General features: G+C 33.3%; 19 protein-coding genes. 5 read left to right on the top strand and 14 right to left on the bottom strand.

Annotation, left to right across the window (positions count from 1 at the left end):
• Positions 1-52: 52 nt before the first annotated feature.
• The 3 genes from EV143_RS05550 to EV143_RS05560 all read right to left on the bottom strand — a co-directional run bounded on the left by EV143_RS05550 (position 53) and on the right by EV143_RS05560 (position 2168).
• Entirely contained in the window at positions 53-763 is a 711-nt protein-coding gene (locus tag EV143_RS05550) for a DUF72 domain-containing protein (protein ID WP_133506975.1), read from the bottom strand.
• Positions 760-1491, bottom strand: a complete 732-nt coding sequence (locus tag EV143_RS05555; protein WP_133506976.1) for a DNA-formamidopyrimidine glycosylase family protein — start codon at positions 1489-1491, stop codon at positions 760-762. The genes EV143_RS05550 and EV143_RS05555 overlap by 4 nt, the downstream gene beginning before the upstream one ends.
• Before the next feature lie 83 nt (positions 1492-1574).
• On the bottom strand, positions 1575-2168 hold the full coding sequence (locus EV143_RS05560; RefSeq protein ID WP_133506977.1) for a YciE/YciF ferroxidase family protein: 594 nt from the start codon (positions 2166-2168) through the stop codon (positions 1575-1577).
• A gap of 189 nt (positions 2169-2357) precedes the next feature.
• Here EV143_RS05560 and EV143_RS05565 point away from each other — a divergent pair, with 189 nt between their 5' ends.
• The gene (locus EV143_RS05565) at positions 2358-2942 is read left to right on the top strand and encodes a hypothetical protein (protein ID WP_133506978.1); all 585 of its coding nucleotides are present in this window, start codon (positions 2358-2360) and stop codon (positions 2940-2942) included.
• Between the two features lie 85 nt (positions 2943-3027).
• Here the strand turns inward: EV143_RS05565 and EV143_RS05570 are convergent, their stop codons facing one another.
• From EV143_RS05570 to EV143_RS05595, 6 genes are all read right to left on the bottom strand, one after another.
• Positions 3028-3675 carry a DUF5661 family protein gene (locus tag EV143_RS05570; protein ID WP_133506979.1) on the bottom strand — a complete coding sequence of 216 codons (648 nt, stop codon included), beginning with the start codon at positions 3673-3675 and terminating at the stop codon, positions 3028-3030.
• Between the two features lie 162 nt (positions 3676-3837).
• Positions 3838-4923, bottom strand: coding sequence for a DNA topoisomerase IB (locus EV143_RS05575; protein ID WP_133506980.1), 1086 nt, complete (start codon positions 4921-4923; stop codon positions 3838-3840).
• 33 nt (positions 4924-4956) lie between these two features.
• Positions 4957-5196: a DUF7218 family protein gene (locus EV143_RS05580; RefSeq protein ID WP_133506981.1), complete on the bottom strand. Its 240-nt coding sequence runs from the start codon at positions 5194-5196 to the stop codon at positions 4957-4959.
• Between the two features lie 196 nt (positions 5197-5392).
• Positions 5393-5812, bottom strand: a complete 420-nt coding sequence (locus EV143_RS05585) for a DoxX family protein (RefSeq protein ID WP_133506982.1) — start codon at positions 5810-5812, stop codon at positions 5393-5395.
• Positions 5813-5910: 98 nt separating this feature from the next.
• Complete coding sequence (locus EV143_RS05590; RefSeq protein WP_133506983.1) at positions 5911-6462, bottom strand: hypothetical protein; 552 nt, start codon at positions 6460-6462, stop codon at positions 5911-5913.
• A 100-nt stretch (positions 6463-6562) separates the two neighbouring features.
• Positions 6563-6952 (bottom strand): hypothetical protein, encoded by a 390-nt coding sequence (locus tag EV143_RS05595; RefSeq protein WP_133506984.1) that lies wholly within the window; start codon positions 6950-6952, stop codon positions 6563-6565.
• A 354-nt stretch (positions 6953-7306) separates the two neighbouring features.
• On the opposite strand from EV143_RS05595, the gene EV143_RS05600 reads away from it, so the two are divergent.
• Positions 7307-7894, top strand: a complete 588-nt coding sequence (locus tag EV143_RS05600; RefSeq protein ID WP_133506985.1) for a DUF4142 domain-containing protein — start codon at positions 7307-7309, stop codon at positions 7892-7894.
• A 184-nt stretch (positions 7895-8078) separates the two neighbouring features.
• Here the strand turns inward: EV143_RS05600 and EV143_RS05605 are convergent, their stop codons facing one another.
• From EV143_RS05605 to EV143_RS05615, 3 genes are all read right to left on the bottom strand, one after another.
• Complete coding sequence (locus EV143_RS05605) at positions 8079-8519, bottom strand: cupin domain-containing protein (protein WP_243739801.1); 441 nt, start codon at positions 8517-8519, stop codon at positions 8079-8081.
• The gene (locus EV143_RS05610; protein WP_133506986.1) at positions 8494-8910 is read right to left on the bottom strand and encodes a (R)-mandelonitrile lyase; all 417 of its coding nucleotides are present in this window, start codon (positions 8908-8910) and stop codon (positions 8494-8496) included. Before EV143_RS05610 ends, EV143_RS05605 begins: the two co-directional genes overlap by 26 nt.
• Before the next feature lie 183 nt (positions 8911-9093).
• Positions 9094-9966: a helix-turn-helix domain-containing protein gene (locus tag EV143_RS05615; protein WP_133506987.1), complete on the bottom strand. Its 873-nt coding sequence runs from the start codon at positions 9964-9966 to the stop codon at positions 9094-9096.
• Positions 9967-10161: 195 nt separating this feature from the next.
• On the opposite strand from EV143_RS05615, the gene EV143_RS05620 reads away from it, so the two are divergent.
• Positions 10162-10749 (top strand): Crp/Fnr family transcriptional regulator, encoded by a 588-nt coding sequence (locus EV143_RS05620; RefSeq protein ID WP_133506988.1) that lies wholly within the window; start codon positions 10162-10164, stop codon positions 10747-10749.
• Between the two features lie 101 nt (positions 10750-10850).
• The gene (locus tag EV143_RS05625) at positions 10851-11876 is read left to right on the top strand and encodes an MBL fold metallo-hydrolase (RefSeq protein ID WP_133506989.1); all 1026 of its coding nucleotides are present in this window, start codon (positions 10851-10853) and stop codon (positions 11874-11876) included.
• A 159-nt stretch (positions 11877-12035) separates the two neighbouring features.
• Here the strand turns inward: EV143_RS05625 and EV143_RS05630 are convergent, their stop codons facing one another.
• Positions 12036-13610 (bottom strand): Na+/H+ antiporter, encoded by a 1575-nt coding sequence (locus tag EV143_RS05630; RefSeq protein ID WP_133506990.1) that lies wholly within the window; start codon positions 13608-13610, stop codon positions 12036-12038.
• A gap of 90 nt (positions 13611-13700) precedes the next feature.
• A complete protein-coding gene (galA, locus tag EV143_RS05635; RefSeq protein ID WP_133506991.1) occupies positions 13701-16529 on the bottom strand; it encodes a beta-galactosidase GalA in 2829 nt (942 codons plus the stop codon).
• 224 nt (positions 16530-16753) lie between these two features.
• On the opposite strand from galA, the gene EV143_RS05640 reads away from it, so the two are divergent.
• Entirely contained in the window at positions 16754-17137 is a 384-nt protein-coding gene (locus EV143_RS05640; RefSeq protein ID WP_133506992.1) for a hypothetical protein, read from the top strand.
• Positions 17138-17155: the final 18 nt, after the last annotated feature.

Below are 17155 nucleotides of genomic sequence, written 5' to 3' on the forward strand. Positions count from 1 at the left end.
GATGTGATTTCTCCTCCGTCGAAATGACACAAACTTTGTGCTACAATTATCCCTACTCCTTCCCGCTAAACTCTAAAGCATTTAAAATTCCTGCATCGCTGGCGGTATTATTAAAATACACAAAACCGGATTTATCCCTAATTTTCTCTTTGACATTTTCTAATTCTTCAGAAGAATAACGCGAATAAAAAAGTTTTGTATTTCCGTGAAAACGAATGTATGTTAATGGAAAATCGGTTAGAACATCTTCCGGTAATCCGGGATAACTCACACTGCAAAACGTGATTTTATTGAATTTTAGCGATTCAAATACTTCATTATTCCACCAGCTTTTGTGACGGAATTCGATAACGTTTTGAAAATTTGTATCCATACTATTTATAATGTTATGAAGTCTTTCTGTAGTAAAATCATAACTTGGAGGAAACTGAAATAAAATTGGACCAAGTTTTTCTTTTAAACCAGTTTCACAAACCTTATAAAAATCTGAAAGCTGCTCTGCACAATCTATGAACTTTTTTATATGTGTAATTTCTTTTGGCGCTTTAACCGAAAAAATAAAATGATCCGGAACTTTATTGTACCAATTTTCCATGACTCTGATTGTTGGTGCTTTATAAAAAGTACCGTTCATTTCGTAAGTATCAAAATGCTGGCAATAATAATCGAACCATTTAGAAGTGGGCAGATTTTCAGGATAAAAAATACCTTTCCAAAAACGGTTATTATAACTGGAACAGCCTATTAAAATATCATTTTTCATTCGTATAAATTTTGGCAGTTAGTGCAAAAAAAGCTTCTGCGTTTTTTCTTTCCGGTATATTTTTTAAGTAATGGAAGGTCGCATCTCAAACATATCTTTTTAGTATGTGCGAGCCAATGTTTTTTCAGTTCAAAAAGTTTTTTCCATTTTAGGAATTCAAAACTATAAATAGAACTTTCGTTAATTAATTCCTCCATTTTATCTTTTGGAATTTTGCTAACCAAAGATTCCGGGTGAACGTAGCATCGGTATAAAACTTCATTTTTAATAATATTACCAACTCCGGAAAATATATTCTGATCGAGTAAAGCATCGCAAATCATTTCATTCGGAAATTTTTCAAGGCTTTGTTTTGCTTTTTCAGGATCCCAGTTTTCATTCATAACATCTCCATCCCATTTATAATGAAGATTAATATCGCCTTCGAGAATTTTAATCGAACAGGTATAAAAATTGAGTTCGCCATTCGAGAAAAGCATACTCAATCGCGGTGTTGTTTCTTTTCTTTCATTTATTCGATAGGTTCCAAACATCAATAAATGAATTTTAACGGTAAAATCATCAAAACAAATCAGGAAGTGTTTTCCCCAGGTTTTAAAGGATTGAATGGTTTTATCCTGCATTCTTTGTATATCGGTGGCACTATTTCCGGAAACTGCGATTATTTTGTGTCCCGAAAATTGGTCAACTTCTTCCTTAAGTATTTGTATGGATGGTCCTTCGGGCATAATAATTTATTTTGAATTCGTATTTGCTTAAACTGAAAAAAGTGCAGCTTTTAGACTGCACTTTTATATTATTTCTGAGAAGTTTAGTTTTCGTCTTCTTCTGCAGCCTCAACATTAATAGCACTTACAGCAACTTCTGTTAGTTTTTTATCAGCTCCTTTTTCTTCATCAAGTGTTAACTCTAATAAAGAAGCAGCTTCTGTAAAACCAAGTGTTTCAGCAAATTGTCTTAATGTTCCGTAAGTAGCAATTTCATAGTGCTCGATTTTTTGACTTGCAGCAATGATTCCTGCATCACGAACAACACCAAGTTCAGTTTCTTCAAGAATTCCTTTACCTTCTTCAATTAAACCTGCCATAGCATCGCATTTTTTAGCGGTTGCTTTTTTACCAATACTTTCAAATACTTGCTCTAAACGAACAATTTGCTCTTCTGTTTCAGTTAAATGATTGGTAATCGCATCTATTAATTCTGGTGAAGTAGCATTTTTAGCCATAAGCGGCAATGCTTTTGTCAACGCTTTTTCTGCCCAATAAATGTCTTTCAATCCATCTTCAAAAAGTTCTGTTAATCCAGATGCAGCATTCGATTTTGCTTTTGTTACTCCAGCTTTTGTTTTTACAGCATTTTTAGCGTCCTGTTTCGGTGCGGTCTGTTTTTTATCTTTGGTTTCCATAGTAATGATTTGTTATATTAATATATGGTAAAGATAGTTTTGGTTTGAGCCGGATTTGTTATACCATTTTGCCTTACAATTACAACATAAACATCTGTAAATTATAGAATTAGCGAATTTAATTCTGTAAGAAATTCGGTTAGCTTCGTCCATAGCTTTGTATAATAGAAACTATAAAAATTTTATGTTATGAATACTTCAGACAACAATAATATAGGTACAAAAGATCCACGTAGTCAAAATTTAAACAGACAGAATACTATTCTGAATGAAAAAATATATGATAATGACGAGATGAGAAGAGCAAATCATCAGGAGGATATCAAAAGGTACGGTTTTACCATTAGAAATGGTTATGATCCTAATAAAGCTATTCCGGATCAGGAAAAAATTACAACTAAAGAAGATGATCTTGATGATGTAGATTATGATTTTAATGCTCCCGGAGATCTTGCAGATGATGATGAATTTGATAATCCCTCAGACAATTTAGAGAATGATTATACAGATCCTGACGATATGGATGAAGATGACGAAAACTACATCGACGATCATACACATACAACCGGAGATATCCTTTACGACAAAAATGCCGATAATCTAAATGACGAATTCGATAATCCTTCAGACGATGAAGATTTAACTGAATCTGATAATGATTTGCAGGAATTGGATCCAGATGACGATGATTTAGAAGATGATCTTGAAGAAGGAGAAATCGAAGAAGAAGATTCTGAAGAAAATTATCCTGAGAATGACCCAAGAAAATTCTAATTTCTTAAATATTAAAAAAGCCGTTAAAAAATTAACGGCTTTTTCTATGAATTAAAATTAACGCATATATAAGGAGATCAATAAATTAATCTCCTATTTTATCGAGAGTCGGAATATCATCCATTTTTTCCAGACGTTCAGCAAGTCCCATTCGGGCTTCATTCAATTCCAATTCGGCTTTGCCTAATTCTTTATACCATTCTTCTTTTCCTGTTTCAGAATTTTCTATTTTACGCATAATTTCAAAAATTTCTCCCTGCGCTTCCATAACTGCCAGTCTTTTATAATAGGTTAAACTTTCTGTCATGTGAGCAAGTGCAATCATTGCCGTTAAAAACGGATGGTTATTAGTAACGTTAACATCCTTTATTTTTCCGTGTTCTAATTCGACTTTTAAGGCAAAAGCGAATTCTTCCATATTAAATCTTTCGTGTCTGCTGTTTGGGTTCAGGTAAGCCTTAATAGCTTCCACATTATTCATTGTCGAAAGATCAACATCAGTTTCCTTGTCTTTATTTAAATCGCGATAAATTACGGCAGCAATGGCTCTAGCCTCGTCTATTGTAGGGTCATTGAGCGGATCTTCAAAATCACGGACAGACCAATCCCAATTGTCCGGATTAACTGGTTTAATGTATTTTTCGCAAAAATCTGTAACATCATTTTTTAAACTTACCAATTCATTTTCTCTTTTTATATATATATCCTGGTAAGCACCGCTTTTTGTTTCCATAATTTTAATTTTTACTTTAAATGAAACGACACATTGATCAATTAAGATAATGTGTCGTTTCGTTTCCCCAATTTTGAATTCCCATTTTAATATCTCAAAGTTGCGATATTAAATAAAAAGTCATTAACTCAAAACGTTCAATTTTTATCTCAATCCATTTAATTATGAAAATTCAGGCTGAAAATTTCCAATTAACTCAGAAAAAGCAATTTCTGAATGCGAAAAATGCGGTTGATTACTTCTGCATTTTCTAGCTCTATCAAAATATTGCTGAATCGAACCATCTTCATAACTTGCTACAAGAAGTGGATGTACGTAATAATTTTTACAAACCGTTTTTGTATTTCCTAAAGCTTCGGCAGTAGTTTCAAAAGCGTCAACGATATTTTTTTTAATTTCTTTTTCATCAGTTGTTGTTCCGATGCTTGCTAAGGTTTCAAAAAATATTAATGATGCTCCCCATGTTCTAAAATCTTTGGCACTGAAATATTTGCCAGTAATTTCATGAAGATATTGATTCACCATATGACTGTCTAAAACTTTGCGTTCGCCGTTTTCATCATAATATTTAAAAACTTCCATACCCGGAATTTCTTCACATCGACCAACTAATTTTACCAATTGCTTGTTTCTCGTTGTAATGGTATGCTTTACTCCTTTTTTACCCACAAATTCAAAACGAAGCGTATTTTTATTGATATTGATGTGTCTTTTTCTCAAAGTCGAAAGTCCGTACGATTTATTGTCTTTTGCATATTTTTCGTTTCCGATTCTGATATGTGTTTCTTCCATTAACCGAATCACAAGCGCTGTAACTTTGTTTTTGCACCATTCTTTTTGTTCCAAATCACGATCGACCTGCGCTCTAATTTCAGGCAGGTATTTTCCGAATTCGGCTATTTTATAGAATTTAGTCTGATTTCTGATCAAATTCCATTTTGGATGATAGCGATATTGTTTTCTGTTTTTTACATCAGTTCCAACTGCCTGAAGATGTCCGTTTGACAAATCTGCAATTCTGACATTTTCCCAAGCTGGCGGAAGTACTAAACTGCTAAAGCGTTTTAATTCACTTTTTTGTTTAACGTGCCTTCCGTTTTTTTTATAGATAAACCCCTCGCCTTCTCTCAATCGCTGAATGGTGAGTGTATGATCTTGTACATAAACTAAATCTAATTTTTCTAAAACCAATTGAGGTGCTTTTATCAATTGGTCCATTAATTTTTCCTGGGTGAGTTTGGCATTCATATATTTTTGCTTAGAAAATGAATTCTAAATATTCTAATTGGTTCGTAATGATTTGATAAGATTGTTTTTGTCCATATAAGAACGACCTTCAAGACCTACTTTCCTGGCTTGTTGATACAATTCTTCCTTGGTCCATTCTTCATATGGTTTTGCGTTTGCTCCTTTTTCAACTGCCTCTGGTGCGTTGGCAATTCGTGCGGCTTTTTCTTTACTATATCCTATCTCTAACAGAGCTTGATATTGCTTTTCGTTTTTAATTCTTGCGTCTGGCATGATCATAAAATTTAGGTTAATAATAGTAGTTGTGAGTCATACAAAATTCTCAAAAATCAAGGCTAATCCCGTTATATAATCATTCGCATATTTTATATAATTAGTTCGTATTTAAAATTTTAGATAAAAAAAAGCCTGATTCTTTTCGAGAATCAGGCTTTTTTTTATCTAAAATTTTGTTTATTTGGTTAATCGTTTAACCGACTTCAAGGTATTTTTCTTTCATTAAACTTAAAGCAAAAGCTGCGGCAGCCGAAGTGAAAACAGAATAATCTAACGGACCTTTGATTCCTATAGTAAATGTCATGCTCAACGCAAATATTAACAGTATAAATCCGCTTAGTTTAGCAAACAATTCGGTTTTGAATCCGATGAGAAGAAAAATTGCGAAAATAACCTCAGCTGCGGTCGCAATAATGGCAATGGGATTAATAAGGCTTTCCGGAATTAACGGATTTAAAACTCTTGTATACGCGACGAAATTATCCCAATTTCCCCAAGCCGAAACTTCTTTGCTCCATAAACCAAATCGATCTGCCACGGCAGAAAGGAAGCTGATGGAAATTGCAAGACGTAAAAATATTTCAATTAGTTTTTGATTTGTGATGAAGGGCATATTTTAGTTGTTTTTTGAATAAGAATTAGAGTTAATAAGAACGAAAATATGAATTAAATTTTATTTATCTATTTACTAATTTATATCTGAAAATATACTTACTCCGGACTAACGAATGAGACTAAATGACCATCTTTAGTTGCTCCAATGTACCCATGACCTTTAAAGTAATAAAATTTAAAATTACCATAACTCATTTTTGCTTCGATTACTAAAAGGTTTTTATAGATACAATATCGCGTTTGTAATTCTCCATTATAGGAAATAATTTTATATTCATCTTTCCCATCTGCTGATTTCCATTTATCTCCTTCTTTGAATGCAATATTATATCTAACGGTTTCTTGTTTAAGATCTTGATCATATTGATAAACAATACCATTTTCTTCTCTTAAATATAATAAGCTAATTTTTTTATCTTCCCATTTTTGTTCAAAAACAGTATAAACTTTGCCGTTAATAGTCTCTGGATCTTTCTTTATTTCTTTATAATAGGTTTTGTACCATAATATTTTTTTATTAAAATTAAATGAAGAAACAGGAAAGTAATTTCCAATTTTTGACTCTTCACAAAATTTTTGACCTTCACCTATTTGCGAATAAGAATTGAAACTAACAAGAAGTAAAAATATAAGTAATGTTTTATTCATTTTGAGTTTATTTTATCAAGGAAAATTAGCAATTAAATTGATTTTTATTTCATTATGGCTTTGTTATTGGCTTGAGCGATATTCAGATTATAACTTTTTATCAACTCCAACTCATATTTATATAAACAACATTTTCTTTTATTTTTACTTTTCCGCCATAAGGATTAAATCCTTTTGGATGAATTTCATACACTTTCGTTTCATTTATTATTTTGGGCTTATTATTTTTGAACCCTTTACTTTCTAGAATCCATTTTTTTATCTCAGATTCAGAACTCTTAAATTCAATAATATATTGTCTGGTAAAAGCACTTCCTCGTTTTTCCATATGAGTAATTTCAGCATCTTTAGGAAGTTCTCTTAATTGCCCCCAACTTAGAGCACAGTTAATTGCTGCTTCCTTTTGCCAAGGCATTACAAAAGATGAAAAGTAATTTATATAAAGAAAGACCATTAATAATAATCCCGCAAATATTTTAGTTCTAGTCATTGAATGTATCTTTTATGTATGATTAAGATCTTTGTCAAAATTTTAAACTTTGACAAAGATTCGCGCTTTCGTTACTTGCTTTTTAATTTTAATATTTCAACCTAAAATTGCCCAGATCATCCTAAAAATACATTATACGCAAATCTGAGCGCAATAATTCTATTTATTATAGTTAGTGTCAATAAGTATCTTTTTAATAAAGTTTTTTTAAGGTTGATTTTTATTGTTTAAAAGCGAATATAAACTATTTGTTAAATACGATATTTAAATCCTGTAACATTATTTAAAAATGCTGTAAAACAAACCATTCTGTTCTAATATAATTTTACACTATAACATTTAAACTATAAAATCATGAAAAAGTTATTATTAGCAGGAAAGGTTATTTTAAGCGCCGGATTAATCATTATATTCTTGAATTCTTGCAAAAACGAAACGAAACAAGAAGATCCAAAGGAGGTTGCTGAAGATGCTAATGAAGCAAAATTTGATACTATTGATAGTAAAGAAGATGATTCTGAATATTTAGTTGATCAGGCTGAAATTAATTTAGCTGAAATCCAAATCGGAAAACTTGCACAAACTAAAGGTACAAATACAGAAGTGAAAAACTTTGGTAAAATGCTTGTTGATGAGCATACTAAAGCAGCGTCTGAACTAAGTGCTTTAGCTAAAACTAAAAACTTCTCATTACCAACTTCTTTAACTGAAGAAGGACAAGAAGAATACAATAAACTAAATGAAAAATCAGGTGTTGATTTCGACAAAAAATTCGCCGATATGATGGTCGATGGCCACGAAAAAGCAATTGACAAGTTGAAAAAGGCTGCTGAAAACGCTAAAGATCAAGACGTCAAACTTTGGGCATCGAATAATATTGCCGGTCTTACTGCTCATTTAGAACATGCTAAGTTGTTGAAAGAAAACTTAGATAAAAAATAATAATTGGTACTGGTATTTTTTTTTTGAGAAAACCCCTTAAGAGTTGAATTGCTTAAGGGGTTTATTTTTTTTTTAGAAGGTTCTGAGGTACTGAGTTGCTAAGGTCCTGAGATTTTATAAACTTTTAATAGAAAAAACTTAGCAACTCAGCACCTTAGCACCTTAGCAACTTAGAACCTTAAAATTAAAAGCTAAAATACTCTTCATCCGTAACATTCTCTAACCAAAGCGCATAACCTTTATCAATTTCTGTGATAATGGCTATGTAGGAGAATTTACTGAAAGGTGTTGCACCATACCAGTGTTCTACGCCTGGCAAAATAGTAACTACTTCATCTTTATGAAGCAATCTTATTGCTTTTCCTTTTTCCTGAAAATATCCGGTATCTTTAGCGATAAGCAATTGCAAACTTAAATTGATGTGCCAATTGCATCTCGCTCCTGGTTCGCAGGTTACTTCTTTAATAACTGTATTTTCGGGATGAATATCGCTGGTTTGTTTCTTATATGAAACTTCGCCAGTCATATAAGTATTAGGAACTTTTCCTTCTTCGATAACGGTGCTGTAAGTTGTTGACATATAAATTGGTTTAGTTGGTTTATTTAAAACTATTGTATTGCTCATCGGTTACGGGTTCAAGCCAGTCGACGATTCCGCTTATTGTATTGGTACTGATGGCAATGTGTGTAAATTCACTGTCTGGTGAAGCGCCGTGCCAATGTTTAACTTCGGGTTGAATGTTCACTACATCGCCCACCTGAAGTAACTGAATTGGTTTTCCTGCTTCCTGATAATATCCTGTTCCGTGCGTTACGATTAAAATTTGTCCACCCGGATGTGTATGCCAATTGTTTCTTGCGCCGGCTTCAAAAACAACATTTCCGACAGCCGTATTTAAAATCGGATCATTCGGAACTAACATTTTAATCCAAGCTTTTCCTGTAAAGTAATCTGCCGGAGCTAAATCTCCTTTGGGGAAAATGGTGTTATTTAATTGGTTTTCTGTTGCTTTCATAATTGTTTGTTTTAAATATCAGTATTGAACTAATCAGGAAAGCAAGATGCGCTTTAGAAGTATTATTTTAGTTCGCTAAAAACCGATAAATGATTAATACTCATTATTTGAGCGCAAATTTACTATAGTAAATAGGAAGTCAAATAACAATAATCAAACATAAAATTAAGAATATGAAACAATTTACATTCTTAACGACTTCGGAATTGTACCTGTAAGTCTTTTAAAGTAATTGTTAAAATAGCTCGGATATTCAAATCCAAGTGAATAACCGATGTCTGAAATACTCCAATCTGTATGTTGCAGCAATGCTTTTGCTTCGCCAATAATTCTCTCTGTAATATGAGCCGTAGTAGGCTTTCCGGTGATTTCTTTTACAGATCGGTTTAAATGATTTACGTGTACAGAAAGACTTTGCGCGTAATCTTGCGGTGTTTTTAAAATTAAAGGTTCGTTTTTAGTTTCTATGGGAAATTGTCTTTCTAATAAATCCAAAAATAAAGAAGTGATTCTCGAAGATGCATTTTTATGTTTGAAGAAATTCTCCGAAGGCTGCATTTTCATCGATTCATGAATAATCAGGTTGATGTAATTGCGCATCAGATCATCTTTAAAGACATAATCTGTAGCTTGCTCTTCAATCATTTTTTGAAACAATGAATCTATAAATACCTTTTGTTCAGGTGATAATGTAAAAATTGGAGTTCCGCCTATTTTAAACAAAGGCGATTCATGAAGACTTTCAGAACGATCGTTTACCTTTAAAAATTCTTCGGTAAAAACACAGGCGTAGCCACTATACGAAGGCGAAATAGTTTCCCAGGAATATGGAATATGAGGATTTCCGAAAAACAAAATGGTTCCGTCATTTTCTATTCCGCGGTCTGCATAATGAATGAGGCTTTTACTTGTATTAATACAAATTTTGTAAAAATCCCTGCGATTATAGGTCGGAATCTTACTTACATCTTCATTTATTTCATAAACTTTAAAACCTTTTAGTTTTAAATCATTTACTCCTGAGTCTGAAACATGACAATCTACTTGATCTTTCATTTTGCAAAGTTATGAAAATCAAATAAAAAAAATAAAAATAAAATTCCAATCTTTTTTAATTTCAAATTATAAACTGAAATCCAAAGTAACTTAATGTTTACCGGTTGTAAACTTTGACAAGATAACCCGAACGCAAAATTGGAATTTGGAATTTAAAAAGATTGGAATTTCTTTTAGACCTTTTATCTTTGTTAAATGAAGGATTTGCTGCCCGTTATAGATTATATTTCAAGATATGTTGATTTGACTGAGGATGAAAAAAATCATCTGGCTACTTTTTTGAAAATTACAAAAGTCAAAAAAAGACAATTTATTGTACAGCCGGGCTTTGTGTGCAAACATAAAAGTTATGTTGTAAAAGGTGCTTTCAGGGGATATTTGGTTGATAACGAAGGAAAAGAACATACTTTATCATTTGCTATTGAAGATTGGTGGATTTCAGATTACAGCAGTTTAATTTATCAGGAACCTGCGACTTTGTTTGTTGAAGCACTCGAAGATTCGGTTCTCATTCAGATTGAATATGAAGACGAGCAAAAGTTTCTTGCTGAAATTCCGAAACTCGAAAAGTTCGAACGCATTATTACGCAACGCTCTTTAGCTTTTCATCAAAAAAGACTTTTATCTAATTTTACTAAAACGGCCGAGGAACGCTACGACGAATTCATGAGCAAATATTCGGCAATTGCAAAGCGCGTTCCGCAATATGCTTTGGCTTCGTATTTGGGTTTTAGTACTGAGTATCTTAGTAAAATCAGAAACGGAAAAACCTCAAAAAGTTAAACTGGTTCAACCTTATTTCCTAAACCAGTTCATTTTTATTCTTTCTATTCTGTCTCAAATTTGCATAGTCAATAAAGACAAAATAATCTAAAATAATAAAAATGAAAAATAGCATTTACAAAAACAATAAACGAAAAGTTTCTTTATTGTTATTTCTTTTAATTCTTATCAATTTTAAGATAACAGCTCAAACTAAGCAGAATTCAAAACCTGAAATCTTTCACATTCAGAATTATTTTTCAGAAGCTTATCTTATAAAAGGCAACAGTGAAAAGTTACTTTTAATAGAAACCGGAGTTCCTGTTCCCGGATATCAGGATAGTTTAGTGAATTCGATTAAAAAGCTGGGGTTTAAACCTGAAAACATTACGCTGGCAATTGTTACGCACGGACACGGAGATCATGCAGGAAATGCGCGATTCCTTCAACAGACTTTTAAAATTAAAATTGCAGGAAGCAAAGCTGATCTTAATAAATTTACTTCGGGCAAAACTGAATTGTCAAAATCTGAAGATGTGAGTATTTGGGGAAACCGACTCAGACCGTATTCTGATTTAAGTTATCAGCCTTTTACTCCGGATATTATTGTTGAAAATGCCAATATTGATCTTGAAAAATATGGCGTAAGCGGAAAAATAATTCCGATTAAAGGCGGACATACGCCTGGTGATTTATTAATTCTTATTGGTGACAATCTTTTTGTGGGAGATGCTTTCGTAGGAACATTCAAATCGCAAGGCGGAGGATTGGTTCCTGATGGCCATCATGTTAGAGAACATTTCTTTCACGAAAACAAAAAACTCGCAGATGAAAATTTAAAATTGATTGAGAAAATTGCCATCGAAAATAAAGTTAAAACGATTTATCCAACGCACAATGGTCCGGTAAGCACTTATGAGTTAACAAAATACATTAAGGAAGAGCCATTATTAAAACTTTTCTCCAAACAAGAAGCAAACCCGGCTGCAGAAGATTTCAGAATTGTTTTTTCAAATGAAAATACTGCTGTACTAACGTTTTTGGAAACAAATAAGGCAGAAGGAAAAGATGCTAAAACTATTTCTGTAACAGAAACTTATTCTAAAGAAAAAGGAATCTGGAAAGTAGTTTATAAAGACGTTAAATAGTTTTTAGTTTCAAGTTGAATGAGGAAAAATATTTAACCGCAAAGTTCGCAAGGTTTTTTATGAGTGATGTTTTGTAAAACCGCGAAGTTCGCAAAGCTTTGTTTTAAAACTTTGCGAACTTTGCGGTTAAAACTTTTAAACCTGAATCAAAAATAACAATTACAAGAATTGCAGTCTTTCTTCTTCAAGATCAAGATGGAGAATGTGTTTTCGAACAATTTCTTCATCTATTCTTCGATCTTTGTTTTTATCGGTAAGCCATTTTCTTTGCATGTCCAGTATTTCTCTGTAGACTTTTTTGGCTTCATCTGTCATCAAAATATCATCGTTGTTAGAAATACTTGAATGTTCCCATTTTGTTGCTAATTGTTGCAATACAGGCTCTATTTCCAGTTGTTTACTGTAATTTCCTTTTAAATAATCTAAGGCTTCCTGCGCAAGCAATCTTCTTAATTTATTATACATTTCATCATCTGGCATAATAAAATCCGGATCAGGCATGTCCAGTTTTTTAATGACCCATGGCAAAGTAAGTCCTTGCAATAATAATGTCGTTAATATGACAACAAATGTGATAAAGAGAATAAGATTTCGCTGTGGAAAATCTGCCCCGCCCTGAGCGTGAACTGGTATTGATAATGCGGCTGCCAACGAAACAACACCGCGCATACCAGACCAGCCTAGAATTACAATTCCCTTATAACCAGGATGCCTGGTATCTGCAACGGTTATAAATTTTCGGGCAACAAGTGTTGTTACTACTGCCGCATAAGATGATATTATTCTGGCAACTATTAAAACTACCGTCACAAGCAGACCGTAAGCAATGGCTGATGCAATACTAACTTCTCCAAGTCCTAAAGTAATTTCGGGTAAATCAAGTCCAATAAACATAAATATTAAGCCGTTGAGTATAAAGCAGAAACTCTCCCAGACATTTATGCCCCGTAATCTCGAAGTACTGCTTAAAAAAGAAAGCCTATTGTTTGACAGTAGCAACCCGCCACTAACTACGGCAAGAACTCCTGAACTGTGCACTTCTTCGGCAACGAGATATATAATATAAGGCGTTACTATAGAAAGTACAATGTCTATATTGGCATCTGTTGGCAGGTATTTATGCAATTTCATAAAAATAAAACCAATAGCCAAACCTATTCCCACACCACTTATCAGCATCCATCCAAAACTGGTTACAGCATTATACCATACAAATTGTCCGGTTCCTGCAGTTATCAAGGCAAAGCGAAAAATAATAAGCGAAGAGGCATCGTTTAAAAGACTTTCTCCTTCTAAAATTGAAGACATGCGTCGAGGCACTTTTACGAATTTTAAAATGGCACCAACACTCACGGCATCTGGTGGAGAAACAATTCCGCCAAGTAAAAATCCTAATGCCAATGAAAATCCGGGTATAAAATAATTAGTTACAAGCGCTACAGTAAGTGCTGTAAAAAACACTACCAAAAATGCAAAACTGGTTATAATACGTCGCCAGCGCCACATTTCTTTCCAGGAAATTTTCCATGATGCTTCATATAATAAAGGCGGAAGGAAAATAAAAAATATAAGTTCCGGATCGATACGCAACACCGGAATTCCGGGAATAAAACTAATCGCCAGTCCTGCCAAAACCAATAAAACCGGATAAGCAACTTTTATCTTGTTGCTGACCATAATGAGCAAAAGTATGACAAGAACGATACTTAAATAAAACGCAAGATCATTTAACATTTAGGGGTATTATTTAAGATTATAAATGGTATTTATTTGAAGACCAATATTAAGAAATATTTTAGAGAAAATAAATGTGAAATTAAAAGATTACTGTTTCTTAAAAACTAAAATAGATTGCGGTTTTAATCCTTTGGCAGAAGCCGATAAAACAGCTTCAACTGCGTTTTCATCTTTCTGAATAATTATCTGAGCATAACCGTTAAAAAGTTTTCTTTTCCACGGTTCAGATGGCGTAATAACCTGAATAATTCCGGGATCAGTATTCATAACATCCCATTCTTTTACCTTTTGCAATGGCGGCGCAATAATCTGAATTGTGTTTGCTCCCTGTTTTAAAACTGCGGCGTTAAAAACATATTTTTCAGGATCTTCTGCACTTGGAGCAATTTTATTTCCGTTTACAAAAACAACTGCATTTACGCCAATTTTTTTATAAAAGAAGTTCACTGTATTTGTTTTTGAATTGTTTTTTAAATCAAATTTCCCTCTGTACACATAGGCCGGAGCCTGATTTTTATAATCTCTGTCTTTAAAAGCTTCCTTCCAGTTATTTTCTGAATCAGAAGTTTGATTGGGAAGCTCAGCCGAAGCCAGTTTCTTCTCTTCAAAATTAGTGATTGCAACAAGCTCTGTTTCCTCAAAAAACTGATCTTTTTCTAACGATGTCGGATTTCCGTTTCCTACGCCCAGAATTTTTCCTCCTTTTATGGCAAAGGTTAGTTCATTATTTGCAGTTGGTACTTGCAATCCTTTTTTGTCTGTAACTTCTACTGTTACAACAGCTACATTTGCATTTGCCACGTTTTCTTTATCAAGTGTAAGTTTTATGTTTTCAGCAGCTTCGGTTGTTTTTTGAACTTCTGTCAGTATCTTTTTTCCGTTTTTATAACCAACAGCTTCAAGCGTTCCCGGTTCATAATTCACTTTCCATTCTAAATGGCTGTTTACTTCCATTTTCTTTTTTCCGAGGCTTTTTTTGTTCAGGAAAAGTTCTACTTCATCGCAATTTGAATGTACCCAAACAGCAATTTCTTTTCCTTCCTTTCCACTCCAGTTCCAATGTGGCATAATGTGCAAAAGAGGCGCATTTCCCCACCATGATTTCAAATAAAACACATTGTCTTTCGGGAAACCGCAAACATCCATCATTCCAAAATAAGATGTTACCGACGGCCAACCATAAGGCGTTGGTTCTCCGCGATAATCAAATCCCGTCCAGATAAACATTCCGGCCAAATAAGGTCTTTCTGCATAAAATTTCCAGCCTTCTTCAATGCTGTAAAAAGTTGGACGCGGTTTTTTGTCGTAAGCACTTTGATAATGTTTGGCATCATCTGTAAAATAAACACCACGCGTTGCAAAAGTCGAACCTTCCTCCGTTCCCATTCCGGGCTGGTTTTTAAATTGATTTCGGTGCGCATCAATATCTCCGTTTCCAAGATAATTATAGCCCATAATTTCAACTACAGATGAAATTCCGCTTTTAAAACCACTGCTAATTCCAACCGTTACTGGTCTTGTAGTATCCATACTTTTAGTAAATCCCTGCATCACATTGGTAATGCGTTCACCAACAATTCCGCCTTCGATATTCCATTCTTCATTTCCAACCGACCAGCAAAAAATACTTGGGTGGTTGCGGTCACGTTCGATCATTCGCTTTAAATCATTTAAATGATAATCGTTAATTCCCATCAATCGGGTTTCATCAATAACCAACATTCCCAATTCATCACAAGCTTTCAATAATTCAGGCGTTGGCGGATGATGCGAGCAACGATAAGCGTTAGATCCCATTTCTTTCAGCTTTTTAATTCGGTAATATTGCAATTCATCCGGCAAAGCGGTTCCTATTCCTGCATGATCCTGATGATTGTTGGTTCCTTTTAATTTTACCGGTTTTCCGTTAAGAAAAAATCCTTTTTCTGCATCAAATCGAATGGTTCTGATTCCGAATGGCGTTTCATAACGATCAATTATTTTTCCTTCTTGCTTAATCTGAGTAATTAATCGGTATAAATTTGGCGTTTCAATATCCCATAACAACGCATTTTGAACCTTTAATTTTGAAGTATAAGTTGATGATTTGTAAAATTCCGGAGCTGTTGCATTTTCTGTTTTCACTGCTACTTCTTTTCCGGAAGCATCCTGAATACTTTGCAATATCTCAAATTGACCTTTATAATTTCCTTTATTTTCAATAGTAACTACTGCCGAAATTTCAGCATTATTTTCTTTAATTTCTAAGGTTACATAAGTTCCGTTTGTTGCAACATGAAGCGGATTTGTTTTTTGCAAATACACGTGTCTGTAAATTCCCGCGCCTTCATAAAACCAGCCTTCTTCCATAGAAGCATCAACGCGAACTACAATTGTATTTTCTCCGCCATAATTTGCGTAAGCCGTAACATCATATTCAAATCCGTTGTAACCGCTTTCTTCTGTTCCGAGGAAATAGCCATTAAAAAATACTTTTGAATTTCTAAAAACACCATCAAATTTTAAAGAGATAATTTTGCCTTTATCACTTTCCGGAATGCTGATTTTTTTACGGTACCAGCCAATGCTTTTCTCAGGGAAATTTTTTCCTGCCGTTTTAAATCCGTGACTGTAACTCGCTTTCTCACTAAAAGATTGTTCTACAGCCCAATCGTGCGGAAGATCTAATTTTCTCCAGGCGCGATCATCAAATCCTGTTGCTGCGGGTCCGTCTCCAAATCCGGTTTTCGTTAAATAAGAAAAATATCCGGTTGCATGACCAAAATCTTTTTGGGTATCGTACAAATGCCCAAACGAAAAACGCCAGTCTTTATCGATTAAAGTTAGTTCTCTTTCTGATTTACTTTGTGCTGAAGCATAGCACGATATCAAAAAAATAAAATAGAACAGAATTCCTTTTGAAGAAATAGTTTTCATAAATAAGCGTTTAACTAATTTGTTTTGGAAATAGCGATAAAAATATTCTTTTTAAACCGAATAAAATAATAGTATTTCATCAAAATATGATTGTTTCTGCTTAAGAATAATAACTGAAAATTAGGCATCAAAAAATTTAGAATCATTCTATCAACCGTTCGTTACCGAATATTATTCTTTTGATGTAATTTTATGTAGAAATCCAATAAAAGACAAATAATCTTATGAGTGTTATAAAAGATAAAAATACGCTTCTTAGCACTATTAAGCGTATAGATGAGAAGATTGATAAACTAAATGATCAAAAAATAATTGCTTTTTTTGAGCATCTTGGATTAACTGACAGAGCCGATATCCCGAAGGATTTCCTGAAATGGGAAACGATACTTATTGTTGTTCCTGACCGACATATTTCGCATGAATTAAAATTCTTTAAATACTCTATTTCAAGAATTTCGTTTGTTACGAATCCGTATGCGCAAAAAATTCATATTTATGATTTTAAAGAATGGAATGCCATAACCAGAAACAAAACCCAATTTCAGGTTCGGGAAATGCTAAAAACAAGTTTTGGCGGTGTTAGAAATAGCATCGACGGAATGAACTAACTTTGGTTTTTAAGAACT

The organism is Flavobacterium chryseum, from assembly GCF_004362015.1.
Classification (GTDB): domain Bacteria; phylum Bacteroidota; class Bacteroidia; order Flavobacteriales; family Flavobacteriaceae; genus Flavobacterium.